At 61.6% G+C, this 15,178-nt stretch carries 14 protein-coding genes; 7 read left to right on the top strand and 7 right to left on the bottom strand.

What is annotated here, in order from left to right:
• Positions 1–113: 113 nt before the first annotated feature.
• Positions 114–1,847 carry a hypothetical protein gene (locus ABI_RS05665; protein WP_040308618.1) on the top strand — a complete coding sequence of 578 codons (1,734 nt, stop codon included), beginning with the start codon at positions 114–116 and terminating at the stop codon, positions 1,845–1,847.
• A gap of 67 nt (positions 1,848–1,914) precedes the next feature.
• Positions 1,915–2,523 carry a response regulator gene (locus tag ABI_RS05660; RefSeq protein ID WP_006271901.1) on the top strand — a complete coding sequence of 203 codons (609 nt, stop codon included), beginning with the start codon at positions 1,915–1,917 and terminating at the stop codon, positions 2,521–2,523.
• A gap of 123 nt (positions 2,524–2,646) precedes the next feature.
• On the opposite strand, the gene ABI_RS05655 is transcribed toward ABI_RS05660, so the two are convergent.
• Positions 2,647–3,099, bottom strand: coding sequence for an Lrp/AsnC family transcriptional regulator (locus tag ABI_RS05655; protein WP_006271900.1), 453 nt, complete (start codon positions 3,097–3,099; stop codon positions 2,647–2,649).
• A 100-nt stretch (positions 3,100–3,199) separates the two neighbouring features.
• On the opposite strand from ABI_RS05655, the gene ABI_RS05650 reads away from it, so the two are divergent.
• Positions 3,200–4,489, top strand: coding sequence for a S41 family peptidase (locus ABI_RS05650; RefSeq protein ID WP_006271899.1), 1,290 nt, complete (start codon positions 3,200–3,202; stop codon positions 4,487–4,489).
• Here the strand turns inward: ABI_RS05650 and ABI_RS05645 are convergent.
• Together ABI_RS05645 and ABI_RS05640 are read right to left on the bottom strand one after the other, a co-directional pair.
• Positions 4,476–5,291 (bottom strand): nucleotidyltransferase domain-containing protein, encoded by an 816-nt coding sequence (locus tag ABI_RS05645; protein WP_006271898.1) that lies wholly within the window; start codon positions 5,289–5,291, stop codon positions 4,476–4,478. The genes ABI_RS05650 and ABI_RS05645 overlap by 14 nt on opposite strands.
• Entirely contained in the window at positions 5,288–6,262 is a 975-nt protein-coding gene (locus ABI_RS05640) for a DNA polymerase beta superfamily protein (RefSeq protein ID WP_040308959.1), read from the bottom strand. The genes ABI_RS05645 and ABI_RS05640 overlap by 4 nt, the downstream gene beginning before the upstream one ends.
• 169 nt (positions 6,263–6,431) lie before the next feature.
• On the opposite strand from ABI_RS05640, the gene ABI_RS05635 reads away from it, so the two are divergent.
• From ABI_RS05635 to ABI_RS05625, 3 genes are read left to right on the top strand one after another with little or no spacing between them, the layout of a single operon-like run.
• Positions 6,432–6,776 (top strand): PadR family transcriptional regulator, encoded by a 345-nt coding sequence (locus ABI_RS05635; protein WP_006271896.1) that lies wholly within the window; start codon positions 6,432–6,434, stop codon positions 6,774–6,776.
• A gap of 2 nt (positions 6,777–6,778) precedes the next feature.
• Positions 6,779–7,339, top strand: a complete 561-nt coding sequence (locus ABI_RS05630) for a DUF1700 domain-containing protein (protein WP_006271895.1) — start codon at positions 6,779–6,781, stop codon at positions 7,337–7,339.
• A gap of 23 nt (positions 7,340–7,362) precedes the next feature.
• On the top strand, positions 7,363–8,139 hold the full coding sequence (locus ABI_RS05625) for a GIN domain-containing protein (RefSeq protein WP_006271894.1): 777 nt from the start codon (positions 7,363–7,365) through the stop codon (positions 8,137–8,139).
• A 135-nt stretch (positions 8,140–8,274) separates the two neighbouring features.
• On the opposite strand, the gene ABI_RS05620 is transcribed toward ABI_RS05625, so the two are convergent.
• Complete coding sequence (locus ABI_RS05620) at positions 8,275–8,943, bottom strand: TMEM175 family protein (protein WP_006271893.1); 669 nt, start codon at positions 8,941–8,943, stop codon at positions 8,275–8,277.
• 195 nt (positions 8,944–9,138) lie between these two features.
• Between ABI_RS05620 and ABI_RS05615 the strand changes: the two genes are divergently transcribed.
• The gene (locus ABI_RS05615) at positions 9,139–9,411 is read left to right on the top strand and encodes a hypothetical protein (RefSeq protein ID WP_006271892.1); all 273 of its coding nucleotides are present in this window, start codon (positions 9,139–9,141) and stop codon (positions 9,409–9,411) included.
• Here ABI_RS05615 and ABI_RS05610 read toward each other — a convergent pair.
• The 3 genes from ABI_RS05610 to ABI_RS05600 form a co-directional block, all read right to left on the bottom strand.
• Positions 9,395–10,141, bottom strand: a complete 747-nt coding sequence (locus ABI_RS05610) for a DUF1961 family protein (protein WP_006271891.1) — start codon at positions 10,139–10,141, stop codon at positions 9,395–9,397. The two genes, ABI_RS05615 and ABI_RS05610, sit on opposite strands and share 17 nt — an antisense overlap.
• A 367-nt stretch (positions 10,142–10,508) precedes the next feature.
• On the bottom strand, positions 10,509–11,939 hold the full coding sequence (locus ABI_RS05605; RefSeq protein WP_006271890.1) for a DUF4832 domain-containing protein: 1,431 nt from the start codon (positions 11,937–11,939) through the stop codon (positions 10,509–10,511).
• Positions 11,940–12,056: 117 nt separating this feature from the next.
• The gene (locus tag ABI_RS05600; protein WP_006271889.1) at positions 12,057–14,867 is read right to left on the bottom strand and encodes a TonB-dependent receptor; all 2,811 of its coding nucleotides are present in this window, start codon (positions 14,865–14,867) and stop codon (positions 12,057–12,059) included.
• Positions 14,868–15,178 lie beyond the last annotated feature (311 nt).

The raw sequence follows: 15,178 nt of genomic DNA, 5'->3' as shown, positions 1-15,178 counted from the left end.
GTCGCGGCGGAAGCCTTATTTCACCATTCCGGGACGGGATGAAGAAGTTAAGATTGCCATAACACCAAAGCTGGGGTTAAGGTTTTATGAAGGTTACAGTTACGGGGGCCTGAATGAGCACTACGAATTCGACCCTGGAGGCTTTTCCTCCGGCGAAACCGAAGATGACACCGTTTGTCGCCCTGGTTATCCTGGCGCTGGTGGTGTGCGCCCTGGCCGCTCTGCGCGGCGAAGCGCCGATCCTGACCAACCGTCCGGATGACTGGTTCCTATGGGTTCGCGCCGAAAAGGTTTGGGGAGGTGTCTTCGCCTGTGCCGCCGTGTTGGCGATCATTGGTATTCTGGGCATGGTATTGCGTCTGTTCTCGCGATCCGGTCCCAAGCCAGTCAAGGTGAAGGCCGAAAAAGCGCCGCGTCCCGAACGCGCCCCGGCCCCGGCACCCATTACGCCGGCGCCGGTCATGGTCGCACCAGCCGCGGCCATGCCGTCCTATGTGCCGGACACGACTGAGGATCATGTAACCCAAGATCCCTTGCACGTCCCCACCTCCGAGGGTCTGACCGTCATGCCGCCGCGCGACACGCGTGGCAGCCTGAAGTTCGATGCCCATCGCCTCAACGCCGCCCCGACGCCCCACGTAGAAATCGAAGAGGTGGCGGCTGTGCCTCTCTTCGCTGATGTCCCGGTTGCCGAGATGCCGTCGCTGGAACCGGCCATCTTCCACGACAACGCCTCCGATTCCTTTCTGAGCCAGAACCCAGCAGCCGCCGCGGCAACTGGTTTCGATCCCAATGCCGCCCTGTCAGACGCGCACGGCCTGAACGTCGTACGCGTCGCACCGGAAGGTGAAGGCGCCAAGATCATCCCGATCCGCCCCGATATGGCCGTGACCGCGCCTCAGGCCGTGGAAACTGTCACCAACAGCTTGCCCGACCCGGTCGAAGTGGCCCTTCTGGCCGAACCGACCGCGTCACCGCGCCCCGCGCCGCAGAGCGACATTAACGCCGTCATCTCGTCGGCCATGCGCTTTGTCGATCCCCTCCCCGCCGAAACCGTAGCTCCTCCCGTCGTCAATGGCGAGGCTGACATCCGCCAAGCCGTCCAGACGGCGCTTTCGGTGTGGCCGGACAGCACACGCGGCATCGCTGCGGATGAATTGAGCGTGCGCGTATCGCATCTCTATTACGACGGTGACAGCCACAGCCGCCGTATCTTCGATCTGATTGCTTCGGGCGACCTTAGCGCCGCCGCCAGTGCACTGCAGGTTCATGCCGACGCTCTGGCCCAGGATGGCAAGACCGGTCCCGCGGCTGAGTTGTGGCGTGTCTATGGTGCCCTGCATATGGGCCGCGACGACAGCCGCGCCATGATTGCCTATGCCCGGGTGTCCGAACTGGATCCGGCCGATGCCAATATCCATCTCTACCTGACGCGGCGCTACCAGATGGCCGGCGATGCCGCCAAGCTGCCGCCGGTCATCGAACGTGCCCTGGGCGTGATCAGCGATCCTGCCGTACGCACCGAACTGCTGACGCCCTATGCCGACCTGCAGATGAAGGCGGGCAATGTCGCCGCCGGCGCCGACGCGCTGGAGGAGCTGAGCCGCCTGCACGAGACGACCTCCTATCTGAAACCGGATGACATAGCCGCCCGTTCGTCTCACGCCATCACCTTGGCGCGGTTGGCTCAGGCGCGTGAAATGCAGGGCAGGTTCGATGTGGCCGGACCGCTGTACAAGAAGGCGCACAAGGTGTTTTCCGACCTGTCGGCGCTGAAGCCGGAACATCCGGGGCTGAAGGCCATGGCCGACAATGCCGGCAAGGACGCCGCCCGCTTCGGCGCTTAAGGGCTTATTATACGATTGCGCGTTATGACGGATACGGACTGTGTTCGTCCCGGAGCGGCGTTGTTTGATGGAAGCGGAGGGTCAGGCCTGGCTTGAAGCGGCGCGTTTGCTGGTGGTTGACGACGACCCCATCCTGCGCGAATTCGCCCATGCCCAACTGTCCAGCCACCGCGTCACCGTCGAACTGGCCAGCCATGGCGGCGAAGGCCTGGAACGTCTGCGTCTGGGCGGTTTCGACCTAGCCCTGGTCGATCTCGATATGCCCGTGATGAACGGCTTCGAACTGATCCGTCAGGTCCGCGCCGACGAGGCGCTCTGCGACCTGCCGATTGTGGTCGTCACCAGCCGCGACGACATGAAGGCCATCGACCGCGCCTACGCTGTCGGCGCTACTGCCTTCGCGCCGAAACCGTTGAACTGGCGCATGCTGTCCTACCAGTTGGCCTACATTCTGCGTAATGCCCGCGAAGAAGACCGCATCCGCGCCAAGGCCAAGGCCTTGCGCCAACTGGTCCGTACTCAGGACGAGGTTATCAGCCTTTACGAAGACGGAATGACACGACTGCTGCAGACCCTGCTGGACCAGGCGGCCCAGCCGGGTGTCGCACGTTTGGCCGCGGAACTGGATCGGCTGAACCAGAGCATACGTGACCAGGCCGGCAAGCTCAGAGCTTGAGAAGCGCGCCCGAATTTCGTGCTGTTCTCGTGGCTGTATCTCGGCGAGGCGCTGAAATGGCAGATGGCGCTGGGTTTCAGCCTTATCGCCTGCGGTGCGGCGTTTGTTTTCTATAAGCCCAGATCAGAACACCGGACGCCGAGTGGTGAACTTGGTCGTCGACCAGGCGACGTAGCTGTCGTAACGGCGAATGGCCGGATCGGACAAGAGAACTTGCTCGCCCCAGGCCTCGTAAGCTTCCAGGCTGGAAGCGGCCACGACCAGGAAAAAGTCGGCCTGGCCGGCGACCGAATAGCATTGCAGCACATGCGGATCGGCCTTCATGCGGTTGCGGAAATCGTCATAGACCGTCGGGGTTTCACGTTCGAATGCCACACTGGTAATGACGGTAATACCGGTTTGGGCTACCGAGCCAAGCACAGCGACCTCCGCGGCAATGACGCCGGATCTGCGCATGGCCGCCAAGCGCCGCCGCACCGCCGAAGCCGATAGCGACACCCGCCGCCCCATCTCGGAATCGGACAAGGTGCAGTCGTCCTGCACGATTTCAAGAAGTTTGCGGTCAAAATCATCCATAGGCGATCTTCGCCATAGAATTGCTCAATGGCAACGAATTTCGCTATGAAAGCAGCGAAATTCGCCAAACGCCGTCAGCGGCTTTGGGATAGGATAGGGCATGATCTCCATCGCCCTGTTGCTGCTCGCCTCACCTTTCTCGACCATAGCCGAAGCCCCTCAGTCGTCGGGCGTATGGCAGTCCCAGGGCTATGGCTATGTTCTGGAGTTGAGAGATGGCCAGCCGACCCTGTACCATCAGGCGGGCGATCTGTGCATTAAAGACCCGCGTGGCGGCGATCCCGAAGAGCAGTTTAGAGTCTATCAAGAGGTGACGCCTGAGCGAGCCAATTTCGCCGGTGAAGCCGGTGGCACGCGCTATATCTTTGACCGTTTACCGGCCTTGCCGGCCGCATGCGCCAAGGGCAACCCGCTAACGCCGCAGCAAAAGTACGACTTTGTCATCGGCAATCTTCGCGCCTGGTATCCACTGGAAGCGCGAGGCGTGGATCTGGACAAGGCTGTGAATGGCATTGGGCCGATCGTGAATGACACGGACCTGTGGACGGCCCTGACGCGGGTCTATGGCGTCCTGGATGACACGCATAGCGAAGTCCATGCCGATGAGCGCACATTCACGACTGGCGAAGCGGACACCCTGGAACGGATCGGCGACGTTGAGTCCCAGAAAGCCTGGTTGCGAAGCTATCGCGACGGGGTACTGAACGACATTCTGCTGGGCCAGGGGCATCAGGTCGGCAACAAGCGCGTCTTTTGGGGCGTCAACGATGATATCGGCTATATCAATATCATGACAATGGGCGCGTTCGATGGCGAAGCCGAAGACTATGATACTGGCGCGCTGGACACCATCCTCGACGAAGCCATGTCAGCTTTCCAGGGCAAGCGCGCGGTCATTGTCGATCTCGGCAACAATCGCGGCGGCTACGACCGCGTCGCGCAGGTGATCGCGCCCCGGTTTGCTGACCAGCAAAGGCTGGCCTATACCCGGGGGCCGGCTGGCAGTCCTCAGACTGAGCCGCAATCTGTCTATGCCGTGCCATCGCAACGCCCGCGCTTTCTGGGTCCCGTCTATGTGCTGACCAGCGACATCACGGTCAGCGCCGGTGAGACGGGCGTATTGCTGTTGAAGGCTTTGCCGAATGTGGTCCAGGTGGGGACGACCACGCGCGGTGCCCTTTCGGATCAGATCACCAAGCCTTTGGGCGACGGTTGGGACGTGACGATGTCGGCGGAAATCTATCGCGACCCGTCGGGCTTTGTGCCTGAAGGCAAGGGCATCGCGCCGGATGTGGTTCTGGACCTGTATGGACCGCAGGGACATGCAGCCGCCGTACTAGGTTTGATGGAACGGATACGGGTCGGCGACCCATCGCTCAAACGCCGTTAGTGATCAAACGGTGGAACAGGCCATCGGCCAGTTCCACCGTCCGGGCGTCGAAGCGCTCGGTTTGCGGCGGCCGTGGCGGCTTGTCGGCCAGGACGGAGGCGATCAACGCGTCCAGAACCGGCTGGCGCGGCAGGCGATCCTGTTCATCCGCCGCATGTTTCAGCGCGAACAATTGCGCCATGGCGGAGAGTTCAGCGACCTCCAGCTTCAAGCCCGTGCATAGGGACGCGACATCCATCGGCGGCAGGCCGTCTCGGTCACGCAGCCACAGCCGCGTCAGAACTGGCCGCAGCACATAACAGTAGCGCTTGATCTTGACGGTGTCTTCGTCGCCGATCTGCTCCCAGGCGCCGCGCGCCAGGCGATCATAGTGATAGGCATAGGCGGCCGGATCGGCCGTCGCGTTCACGAACCAGCGGATATCGTCGCGCAGGGCATCGTCGCCGGCATAAAGGATGGGAGAGACCAGCCATTCGTGCAGGATCGGATTGGAATTGATGGCCAACCGCAGGGCTTTACGCAGGTCCCAGCCGTTCAGGTCGAACGGCACGCCGAGGGTTTCATCCTCCAGCAACGGCGTCTCGATGACGTCGCGATAGTCGCGCACGGAGAGATACTGCCGCTCGGTCCGGGCATAGACGAAGCGGACGTCATAGTCGCTGTCAGCCGAGGGAAAGCCCCAGGCGCGGCTGCCCGATTCGACGGCGAACAGAATCCGCACGCCTCGTTCCGTCGCCAGTTCTGTCAGGCGTTCACCTATATAGGCTCGGGCTTGGGTCGACACCTGCGAAACCGGGATCATGACATCACCACCTGGCGATAGAGTGCCGCCACGAAATCGTCGATCACGCTGCGATCGACCGCCTCCGGAAGTGTGGTGCGTTCCACCGCGGCTTCGACCTTGGCCAGCAGCGTTTCGATCTCTTCGGCAACGGCGGCGTAAGCGATCTCGCCGCGCTTGATCGCCAGCAAATGCGCCGCATTCGAGCGCGGAAAGGTAATCTGGCGGGTGTCGAGAAACTCGATCGCCTGATCGGCGATGCGGACCGCGTGGGTCATGGCCTTCCAGTCGACGCCCTGGTTATCCTCTGCCGCGCGGGTGCGGGCGCCGAATTCGTCGAACAGGTTTTGCACCATGGTCCGCGCGCCCTTGATCGAGGCCGAAAAGATCGCCTTCTTGCCGGCGATATCAAAGTAGCTTGCCGGGCTGCCATCTGGGTGCGGCAGGACAACAATGTCCAACAGGTCGTGATTTTGCGCGAGGGCACGGATTTCGGCTTCGGCAACACCCAGCTTGGTATTGGCACCGTAGGTATCCTCAATAGCGATCAGACCGTCCAGCGCCAGGCGCACCGCGGCCAGACGCGCGCCCTTGACGCCATATTTGCGCGCCTGCTGGCGACAATAGCTCACGAAGGCTGTGGTCTTGCGGCTGAACAGGCGCGGCGCCAAGGCCTTCATCTCATGCCAGATGGGGTCCGGTGGCGACAGCATCATGTCGTCCGGCGCGAACAGCATGTCGAGCGCCACGGTCTGGCCATCGGCCAGCAGGTCGAGGAACTTGGCCGGGCTGTAGGCTTCGAAGTCGATGTCGTCGGCCGTGTTTTTCTCGCCGCGGGCCTTTTCACGGACGATGTTGACGGACGGCTTCACGCGCTGGAGCAAGATATCGCGGGCATCGGGCAGGTAGACCGCCTTGACGTCCAGGTCCGACTGGGCCGTCGCGGTACCGTACAGGTGCGAGCCGAATTTCATTTCCACGAGCGTTTTCATGGCTTTGTCTATGCCGCGGATCACGGACAAAGGCCAGCGTTCCTTGCGGTGCAAGCTACCTGTCAAAGCTTACTATCATTTAATGTACTAGTACCTTGCGTTGGAAGGTAGCTTGTTTTATACACAGTTCAACGCCGGGATGTTCCTGGCTGTAGCGGATGGAGGGCCAATGCCTGAAACCATAGACATTCAAATGAAGAAAGGCGTGCTGGGTCTGTGCGTGCTGGCGGTGCTGGCACGTGGCGAAAGCTACGCTTATGAGATCGCCTCACGTCTGTCCGATGCCATCGGCATGGGCGAAGGTACGATCTACCCGCTGATGCGGCGCATGCAGTCGGACGGCCTGGTCGATACCTACCTGGTCGAAAGCTCAGCGGGTCCATCGCGCAAGTACTACCGCCTGACCAGCGCCGGGCACCGCGCGTTGCAGGACCAGAGCTCCGAATGGCGCGGCTTTACCGATGCTGTCGACGCCCTGCTGGACCCCACCCCTACCGTCACCCAGGAGGCCTGAGAATGACGAAAGATCAATTCATCGAACGGCTGAAGGCCGGCCTGTCGGGTCTGAAGGCCGAGGCCATCGCTGACATCGCCGCCGACTATGAGGCGCACTTCGCCGAAGCCGCGGCGGCTGGCCGCAGCGAGGCTGATGTGGCGGCTGCCCTGGGCGATCCGGGCCGCCTGGCCCGCGAACTGAAAGCCGAAGCCGGTATGAAAAACTGGGAATCGGCGAAAACGCCGTCCGCCGCGGCGGGCGCCGTACTGGGGATTATCGGCCTCGGCGCGCTTGATATCCTGGTCTTGCTGCCGATTTTGGGTGGCGTCGTGGGGACTTTGATCGGGGTGTTTACCGCCGCGATCGGTATCTTCATCGCCGGTGGCGTCCTGTTCGCTGCCGGACCCTTTACGCCACTGCCGGGCGGCGTGGCCGCCGCCATGCTGGGTGGAGTCGGCGTCATGGCCGGCGCCGCGGCTCTGGGCGCTTTCACCGCCGTGCTGAGTGTGTGGCTGGTTAACGGCCTGATCTGGTACGGCCGCCTGCATTATCGCGTGCTCAAGCCCGCGCTCGACAACTGAATTCGGATTGGGAGGAATCTATCATGATCCGCACGCTTCTACTCGTCACGGGTTTCGGCACCGCCATCGCCCTGGTCTGTCTGACCGCCGCCGCCAGCATTGCCGGCCACGACATCAGCAACGGCTACAGCATCTCGTTCATGGAGAACGACAACCATATTGGCTTCCGCAAGGACCAGGACGTCAAGCCGGAGCCGGTCGAGACGAAGACCCTGGCCTGGGCCGGCGGTGAGGTCCTGACCATTTCGGCGCCGGTCGAGGTGGTCTACACCCAGGGACCGACCGTGTCGGTCTCGGCCACGGGGCCCAAGTCGCTGGTCGATCGCCTGGTGCTGGACAACGGCCGGCTGTCACTGAAGGATGGCCCGGGTGTGGTCAAGACAATCAGCCTGAAGCTGAATGAGCATGGCCTGGACGTCGACGGTGGCGATGACACCATCCGTGTGACGATCACCGCGCCGTCGGTGAAACAATTCGAAGTGGCCGGGATGGGCGATCTGACCATCCATGGCTATGACCAACCCGAGCTGGACCTGCGTATTTCCGGTGCTGGCGAGGCCGAGGTGTTCGGCAAGACCGAGGCCCTGGAACTCGATATCTCGGGCAATGGCGACGCCAATCTGGAAGCGCTGAAGGCGGTCGATGCCGATGTCAGCATCAGCGGCGCGGGTGATGCCGATATCTCGGCGACGGGCAAGGTATCTGTGGATGTGTCGGGAATGGGCGACGTGACGCTGAAGACCAAGCCGACCAGCCTGAGCACGGATATCTCAGGCGCCGGCGAAGTGACGCAGGAATAGCGCTGTCGCGTTACGGGGTTGAGGGGTCCGCGACCCCTCGCCTTTTCCTTACCAATAAAAGAAGCCTTCGCCCCTCTTCGGGGCGGGGCTTTTTTTATTGGTAAGAAGATGCGGGGCCTCAGGCCCCACACCCAGTTACTCGACAACGCTTTTCTTCGGGTTCCAAACCAACCGCGCAAGGAACATGACCGGCAGGATAAAAATCCAGCACCATTGCGACAACTGCACTTCGCCGATCCCTGCCAGATACACGCCGACGGAAAAACCGACCCCCGGTCCTATCGCTTGAAGCAGGCGCGCAAACCGCTCTCGTCCGGCCATGCCCCCGACCAGCAGCTTTCCACCGCCACGCGACACAACCAACATCATCACGGTCAGCGCCACCGAGGTCGCCGCGTTCACGCCCCAATAGATCTGCCACGCCGCACCCAGGCGGAGGTTCTCACCCAGCACAGACGACGCGAACGGTGCCATCGACACAGTGAACAGAAACACCAGGTTCATTGTCGCTGTCGGCCAGTCGAACGCTGTGAGCAGACGCGTCACACGCATGTGGATCGACCACCACATGCCGACTAGCGCAAAGCTGACGCCGTAGGCAAAAAGGAGACGTCCCAGATGCGCAACTCCGTCCCATAGTTCCGCACTGCCGGCACGCTCATTGGCAAAATGCTCGACCACCGGCGCATGCAACTCCAGCACCATGATGGTCAGGACGATGGCAAAGACCGCGTCCGAAAAAAACAGCATGCGGTCGACCATGCGGCCGTCGTGACCGCGTGCATTGCTTTCGTGATGTGACATGAAACTCCCCGGAACAACCCTGACCTTGAAACTATCGCGCGCGGGCGATTTGTCAAACCGCGTTGTCTGGTGCGGAGCCGCGGTAATGATTCCGCTTGATCATCGCCTTACGTCACGGCGCCCATTCGGGTAGCGCGATTTTGCAAGGGATTCCCTACCCTTGCGTGGTCGCAACCGCGCAAAGGAATACGCATCATGGCTAACACTGGCTACAACAACTCGACCGAAAACGGCAACAGCACGGCCATCATCGTGCTCGCCCTCGTCGTTCTGGCTGCGCTGATCATCGGCGCTGTCTATTTCTCGAACAACCCGGTCACCTCGTCCGAGACCAATACGTCCACGACCGACCGGACCATCATCGAACAGGTCCCCACCCAGGTCCTTCCCGCCAACCCGCCGGCCCAGACAGCCCCGGCAACCGAACCGGCCCCGACTCCGGTTGAACCGGTTACTCCGGCTCAATAAATGTCTGGGTAATACGGCGAACTTCGAGATCGCTATAGACCGCTTCCAGCGGCGCCATCTGCCGAAAGCCCACGCTGCCCTTGTGCGGCGTGGGCTTTGTGCCGTCGTCCCGCCAGGTGAGGACCGACAGATCATTAATGCTGAACACCACGCCCGCTTGGGTCTTGAGCAGTTTCATCCGGTAGGCTTCGACCGTCATGTCCTCAACATCGGGTAACGGATCGGCGCCCTGGGCCAGCAGTTCGAAACCCGGCGCCCGGCGTAGGTTGCTGAGGTGGAAGGCGCGTTCTTCCGGCCAGCGACGGCGGAAATAAGCGATCTGCAAGGCCGCGAGATCGGATTGAGTATATTGGTCGTAGACGCCGGCGCGGGGTTTCAGCGAGGAATCGAGGATATGCTGGCCGTTGATGCCACCGGCCGCAAAAAACAGGATGGCGAGACCGGGCTCGGCCAGAGGACGGAAGTTCCAGGAGATGGCGACGTCGCCTTCGAACACCGCAGGATTCCACAAGACGAAGTTGGACGCCTGACCCTGGTCGGGTGAGAGCCTGTTCTTCAGGCGCATCCTGCCGGTGTCGAAATCGACTGATGCCTCGCCCTCCATTTTCCAGCCGGCGATATCGGACGGTTTGCTGAGCGGATTGGCATAGATCAGATCGCCTTCGGCCGCGCGAGCCGGAAGCGCGACCGCAGCGGCGGCGGCGATCAGGACATGGCGACGATCCAGCATCAGGGACGACCTCCATAGACGAAGGTAAGTGATAGCCGACAACTTTGTCGGAGGATAGCTTCTGAAGAAGTCAGTCATACGGAATCTCCCTCTCTCCACTTGAGGGGAGAGGGTTGGGGTGAGGGGTTTGTTCCGCTAGAAGCTGTCGAGGCCGATGCTCGTCAACCCCTCCCCCGATCGCCTTCACTTCGTTCGGCTCTCGTCCTCTCCCCTCAAGTGGCAGGGCGATTGCATATGAGATTCAAACAGTGAACAAACCTGAATCAATAGGGGAACAAAAGCCCCGTTGTTCTGAATTTGTTCACCCATATGCAATTGCCCTGCCTCAAGTGGGGAGAGGGAGAAAAAGAACGATTTGAGATAAGTATTAGCGAACTTCCACATATGTACCGAGGACGAAGGCGCCCAGGCTACTCTCCCAGGCCTGGTTTTTGGCAAGGCTGTCCGCATTCGCCAGTCGGACCGCATAGCGCATATCCGACTTGATGCGGCTGTCGGCATCGGGCAGGGCCAGCAGGACGTCATAGCTGCCCACCGGCAGATCCGAGGGAATGGTCAGACTAAGGGTCTGAGCGGTTTCGGCGCCCGGCAACCAGCGGCGCGGATCTCCGCCCGTGGTTTCGATCCGGCGAACGGTGCTGCCGCTGCGCAGTAGGATCTCGACCGGACGCGGATTATACAGGCGCGCCCAGCCCGAATTGCGGACGGTGATATCGACGGCGAACACGGCGTCACGGTTGGCGGTGGCGGCATGGCTCGCGCCTACCAGGCCGAAGCGGTAACCCATGTTGCGGCGGACTTCGGCCATGCAGCCATTCTTCGTCCAGTTGTCGTGGAACAGGCGGCGGTAATAGCCATCGTTCAGATAGGTCAGGTTGAAGCGCGCACCTTCGCTCAGGATGTCGCTGCAGGCCGTGCGCGGTGTCGGCGAGGCTTCGTCTGCCGGATTGCAGGTTTCACCACCGAACGGCGCCAGGTCGCCCTGCGCGTCATTATACGCCTGTTGGACCGCGCGAGTGCCTGCGTCTTCGTCATAGGTGCCGACATCAGTCTGGCTGGCCAGGAAGCAGTCGTTATGAAAGCCGACGCGGAACGCGCCCATGAAGGCCGCGTCCAAACCCGAAAGGGTCGGGTACCAGTCATGGACATAGGGCGGATAGCGGAACTGGATGAAGCGTGTCGAGGGCACAGCGTCCAGCAGGGCGTCCTTGATCGCCGTGCGATTGGCCGGCGAGGTCAGGTCGTTCGACGAGGTATGCCATTCGCCCCAGGCGCCGATAAAGCCGGCCTGGACGAAGGCAATGACGTCAACATTGCTCTGGAACACCGGTTTGAGCTGGCTCAGGTGGCTCAGTATGCGCGAGAGGGAGGCATCCTTGGCGTCGCGGTACTCGGTTTCGCCGCGCGGATAGTTGTAGGTGGCGCGGACGATGAGCTTGACCCCGCCGGCGCGCGCCGTGGCGAAGGCGGTGTCCAGGCGGTTGAGGTAATCCGCCGGGAGGTCGGTGTCGCGGTAGGCTTCCAGATTGATGCGGGCATAGATAAGGCGGTAGCCCTTGCTATAGGCGTCATCGATATAGGCGGGGGTGAGTTTGTCCAGGTCGGTCGGCGCGGCCTTGTAGAAGCCGCGTTCCGGATTGGCGAAGTCAGTATTGGTGGCGGTGAAGGTGATGGAGAGGGTCGTGGGCGCCGTGGGTGGCGCCGATTGGGCAGAGTTCAAGCCACTGCCGCAGCCGAACAGAGTCGCGGCGAACAGGATCGGAACGACGCGCAGGCGCTTTAGAGATGTGAATTGCATTGGGTTTTCGGTGATAAAGGAAAGGAAGTCGCCCCACCACCACCTTTCGCCGACGCTTTGCTCCGGCTTCGGGTGGTCCCCCTCCCCGCGAGCGTGCGGGGAGGTATCAGATTAAGATCAGAACCGGTAGCTGGCACCGATCTTAAACGAACGGCCGTAGCGGTAATAGCCCTGCGGCAGCAGCGGGTTGCCGTTGATGCTATAGGTCTGGGCCTCGTCCAGCAGGTTCTGGCCTTCGATCGTGATGTCGAACCGGTCGGTAATCTTGTACGACGCATGCCCCGTCACCCAGGTGATTGGATCGGCCTCTTCGTTGAAACCACCGCCCAGCACATTGGTCGCCGTCACGAAACCGTCCGTATGGTCGGCCGACAGGCTCAGCGACACCGGACCTTTCTCATAGAAGACGCCTAGCGAATAGACCGACGGCGCAATGCCTTCCAGCGGACGTTCCTGGTCACCGACCCAGCTCTTGGACCAGTTGCGGGTATATTGCGCCCGCAGGCCGAAACCGTTCTCCAGAAAATGCTGCAGGCCGATTTCCAGGCCGTTGACCTTGGCGTAGTCGCCGTTGATTGGGCGGCTGACATTGAACAGGTAGCCCGGCACGCCGATGTCGACGCCGGTTTCCCAGCTGCTGGTGATCTGGTCGGTGATCTTCTTGTAGAAGCCGGCGATGTTGAAGATCGAGTTGCGGCCGAAATACCATTCCAGCGAGACGTCGAACTGGTCAGCCGAATAGGGCTTCAGCTCGGCATTGCCGCCGAACACCTGGGTGAACTCACCCCACGACACGCTCTCGGTCGTGCTGGTCGGGGCCAGCATCTCGACCGACGGCCGTGCCATGGTCCGGGCGGCGCCCAGGCGCAGGCGTAACTGTTCCGTGATGCGGTAGTTCAGGTTGGCAGACGGCAGGATGTAGGTGTAGTCGTTGTCCTGCTCAATCACCGACGGATCATCATAGACAGCGGTGTAGTTGAAGGCGCCGTTTTCGATGATCTCGAGGATCTCAGCGGTCCAGGCCTGGGCATGGGTCTTGGTTTGCACGACCCGGACCCCGACATTGCCGGTCCAGCGGTCGGCCACCAGGTTGGCCTGGACATAGCCCGACCAGGTCTTTTCCGTGACGCGGTAGCTTTGCAGCGGGTTCCACACCGGGGCGGCGGCGGCATACTCATACGGGTCGCCATCGGGACGCAGGTTGCCATCATAATCCGCCAGGGCGTCCTGGTAGGCCTGGATGTCGAAGGCCAGGAAGGTGCGCGGGAAGTCGGAATGGACCTCGCTCATGAAGTTGGGCAGGGTGAAGCTGTGCGAGATGACATTGCCCAGTTCACCGACATTGATGGCATTGTCGCCGGAATAGTAGTCGGCACCGCCGGTCAGGCCGTTATTGACCAGGTCACGCGTTTTCTTGCGGTCGGTCAGACTGGCCCCGAACTGTACATTATCCAGCCACCCCTTACCGGCGTACCAGGTGCCGGCGACGGTAGCACCGTTGATCTCGTCTTCGATATTGTCACCGGCCAGCGAGAAGTAATGGGTGTTGAAATCCTCTTCCGTGAAGGCGCCACTGGCCAGGCCGGCGCTTAAGCTTCGGCCATCGGCGAAATTGACGGTGACATTGGGGACGCGGTCGCCGGTCAGGCTGATATGGGCCGAGTTCGGCTGGTTCATGCGCAGGACGACATAGCTGTCCTGGCCGCCGGAATGGCGCCTTGAGGTCGAGCGGTAGAGGTCGCCCGTCAGGGTCAGGCTGTCCGACAGGTTCCATTTGGCGTTGACGCCGAACAGATCGGTTTCGACCACGCGGTATGACGTCTGGTTCAGCAGTTCCGGATTGAGGCGCATCTCCGGATCGGGATTGTCCATGTCGAAGCTGGTGACGATACCGTCCTTGATGACCATGTTGGACCAGCGGCCGGGCGCGTACAGCGGGTAGAAGGACTGCTGGTAGCCGACCTGGGGCGAGTCAAGCTTGGTGGTCAGGCCATCGATGGTCAGGCGGAAATTATCGGCCGGACGCCATTCGAACTTTCCGGTAAAAGCGGTGCGCTTCTTTTGCTCCAGGATCGAGCCGACGCGGAACTGGCCCGGACCGATCAGGCCGTATTCGTCTTCGTCCAGCACGCCGTTGTCGTTGGGATCGATCGAGCCGCCCCAGGCATTGCCCCACATCCAGGTTTCATCGGTCGGGTCGGCGTTGCGCGTCCAGCCGCCGTCATTGCCGGCGACATCGGTGCGGTCTTCGCGTTCTTCGAGCACGACGCCGAACAGCACGCCCATGGTGTCGTTGTTGAAGGTGGTGCTGTAGACGCCCGACAGCTTCTTGCCGTCCAGTTCCGACATCCCGTTGCGGTCGCCTTCCAGACGGACGATGCCGTGCTGGCCGCGCTTGTCGAAGGGGCTGGCCGAACGCAGGTTGATCAGGCCGCCGATGGCGCCTTCGGTGTTTGCGGCCTCGGCGCCCTTGATGACGTCGGCGCCGCTGATCACGTCGGACGGCAGGACGTCATAGGCGAAGTCGCGGCCGGCGCCGTCGGTCGCCAGGATACGGCCGTTGAAGGTCGAGAGGGTGTATTCCGGCCCCAGACCGCGGACGCTGACCTTCTGGCCTTCGCCGCCGGCGGTGCGCGAGATCGACACACCGGTGATGTGGCTGAGCGAGTCGGCGACGTTATCGTCGGGGAACATGCCCAGTTCCAGGGCGCTGATAGAATCCGTCACCGTGGTGGCGTCGCGCTTCAGCTTGACGGCGCGGGCGACACTTCCTCGGACGCCGACCACGATGACGTCGTCGCTCTGGTCAGTGGCCGGAGCAGTTTCGGTTGAGGTTTGCGCCTGGGCAAAACAGGGGCCCGCGGTCAGCAGGGCGGCGATTCCGGCGCTGGCAAGCGCGGCACGGCGGAAGGTTTGACGACGGGACATGTGCGATCCTTTTCCACAAGGTGTTCAAACGGCTGGATTTTTTGCCTTATTGAAAAGGAACCGTGGCGAAACGTTTCGATTTCCAACCATACCGTTTCAAAAGCGTAACATCACTTTCGCAAAACAGTCAAATCGAAACTTAACGAAAGCAATTTTGCAAAATGAAGGCGTTGCATAAATGTCCTGAGGCGACGTCGCCTGGCTCGGGAGAACAAACAAGCTGACCGCGCCCATCTCGCGATGAGGGGCCACTTTGCAAGCGAGGCGACGCACTGTAGAACATGAGCGGCGCCGCCAAGCCCTCGCCGTGG

This window comes from Asticcacaulis biprosthecium C19, assembly GCF_000204015.1.
GTDB lineage: Bacteria > Pseudomonadota > Alphaproteobacteria > Caulobacterales > Caulobacteraceae > Asticcacaulis > Asticcacaulis biprosthecius.
This window is presented reverse-complemented; position numbering and strand designations above follow the sequence as displayed.

What these genes read in the sequence shown, in the direction of transcription:
- ABI_RS05665 (WP_040308618.1), top strand. Translation starts at nt 114, where the DNA reads ATGAGCACTACGAATTCGACCCTGGAGGCTTTTCCTCCGGCGAAACCG.
- ABI_RS05660 (WP_006271901.1), top strand. Translation starts at nt 1,915, where the DNA reads ATGGAAGCGGAGGGTCAGGCCTGGCTTGAAGCGGCGCGTTTGCTGGTG.
- ABI_RS05655 (WP_006271900.1), bottom strand. Translation starts at nt 3,099, where the DNA reads ATGGATGATTTTGACCGCAAACTTCTTGAAATCGTGCAGGACGACTGC.
- ABI_RS05650 (WP_006271899.1), top strand. Translation starts at nt 3,200, where the DNA reads ATGATCTCCATCGCCCTGTTGCTGCTCGCCTCACCTTTCTCGACCATA.
- ABI_RS05645 (WP_006271898.1), bottom strand. Translation starts at nt 5,291, where the DNA reads ATGATCCCGGTTTCGCAGGTGTCGACCCAAGCCCGAGCCTATATAGGT.
- ABI_RS05640 (WP_040308959.1), bottom strand. Translation starts at nt 6,262, where the DNA reads ATGAAAACGCTCGTGGAAATGAAATTCGGCTCGCACCTGTACGGTACC.
- ABI_RS05635 (WP_006271896.1), top strand. Translation starts at nt 6,432, where the DNA reads ATGCCTGAAACCATAGACATTCAAATGAAGAAAGGCGTGCTGGGTCTG.
- ABI_RS05630 (WP_006271895.1), top strand. Translation starts at nt 6,779, where the DNA reads ATGACGAAAGATCAATTCATCGAACGGCTGAAGGCCGGCCTGTCGGGT.
- ABI_RS05625 (WP_006271894.1), top strand. Translation starts at nt 7,363, where the DNA reads ATGATCCGCACGCTTCTACTCGTCACGGGTTTCGGCACCGCCATCGCC.
- ABI_RS05620 (WP_006271893.1), bottom strand. Translation starts at nt 8,943, where the DNA reads ATGTCACATCACGAAAGCAATGCACGCGGTCACGACGGCCGCATGGTC.
- ABI_RS05615 (WP_006271892.1), top strand. Translation starts at nt 9,139, where the DNA reads ATGGCTAACACTGGCTACAACAACTCGACCGAAAACGGCAACAGCACG.
- ABI_RS05610 (WP_006271891.1), bottom strand. Translation starts at nt 10,141, where the DNA reads ATGCTGGATCGTCGCCATGTCCTGATCGCCGCCGCCGCTGCGGTCGCG.
- ABI_RS05605 (WP_006271890.1), bottom strand. Translation starts at nt 11,939, where the DNA reads ATGCAATTCACATCTCTAAAGCGCCTGCGCGTCGTTCCGATCCTGTTC.
- ABI_RS05600 (WP_006271889.1), bottom strand. Translation starts at nt 14,867, where the DNA reads ATGTCCCGTCGTCAAACCTTCCGCCGTGCCGCGCTTGCCAGCGCCGGA.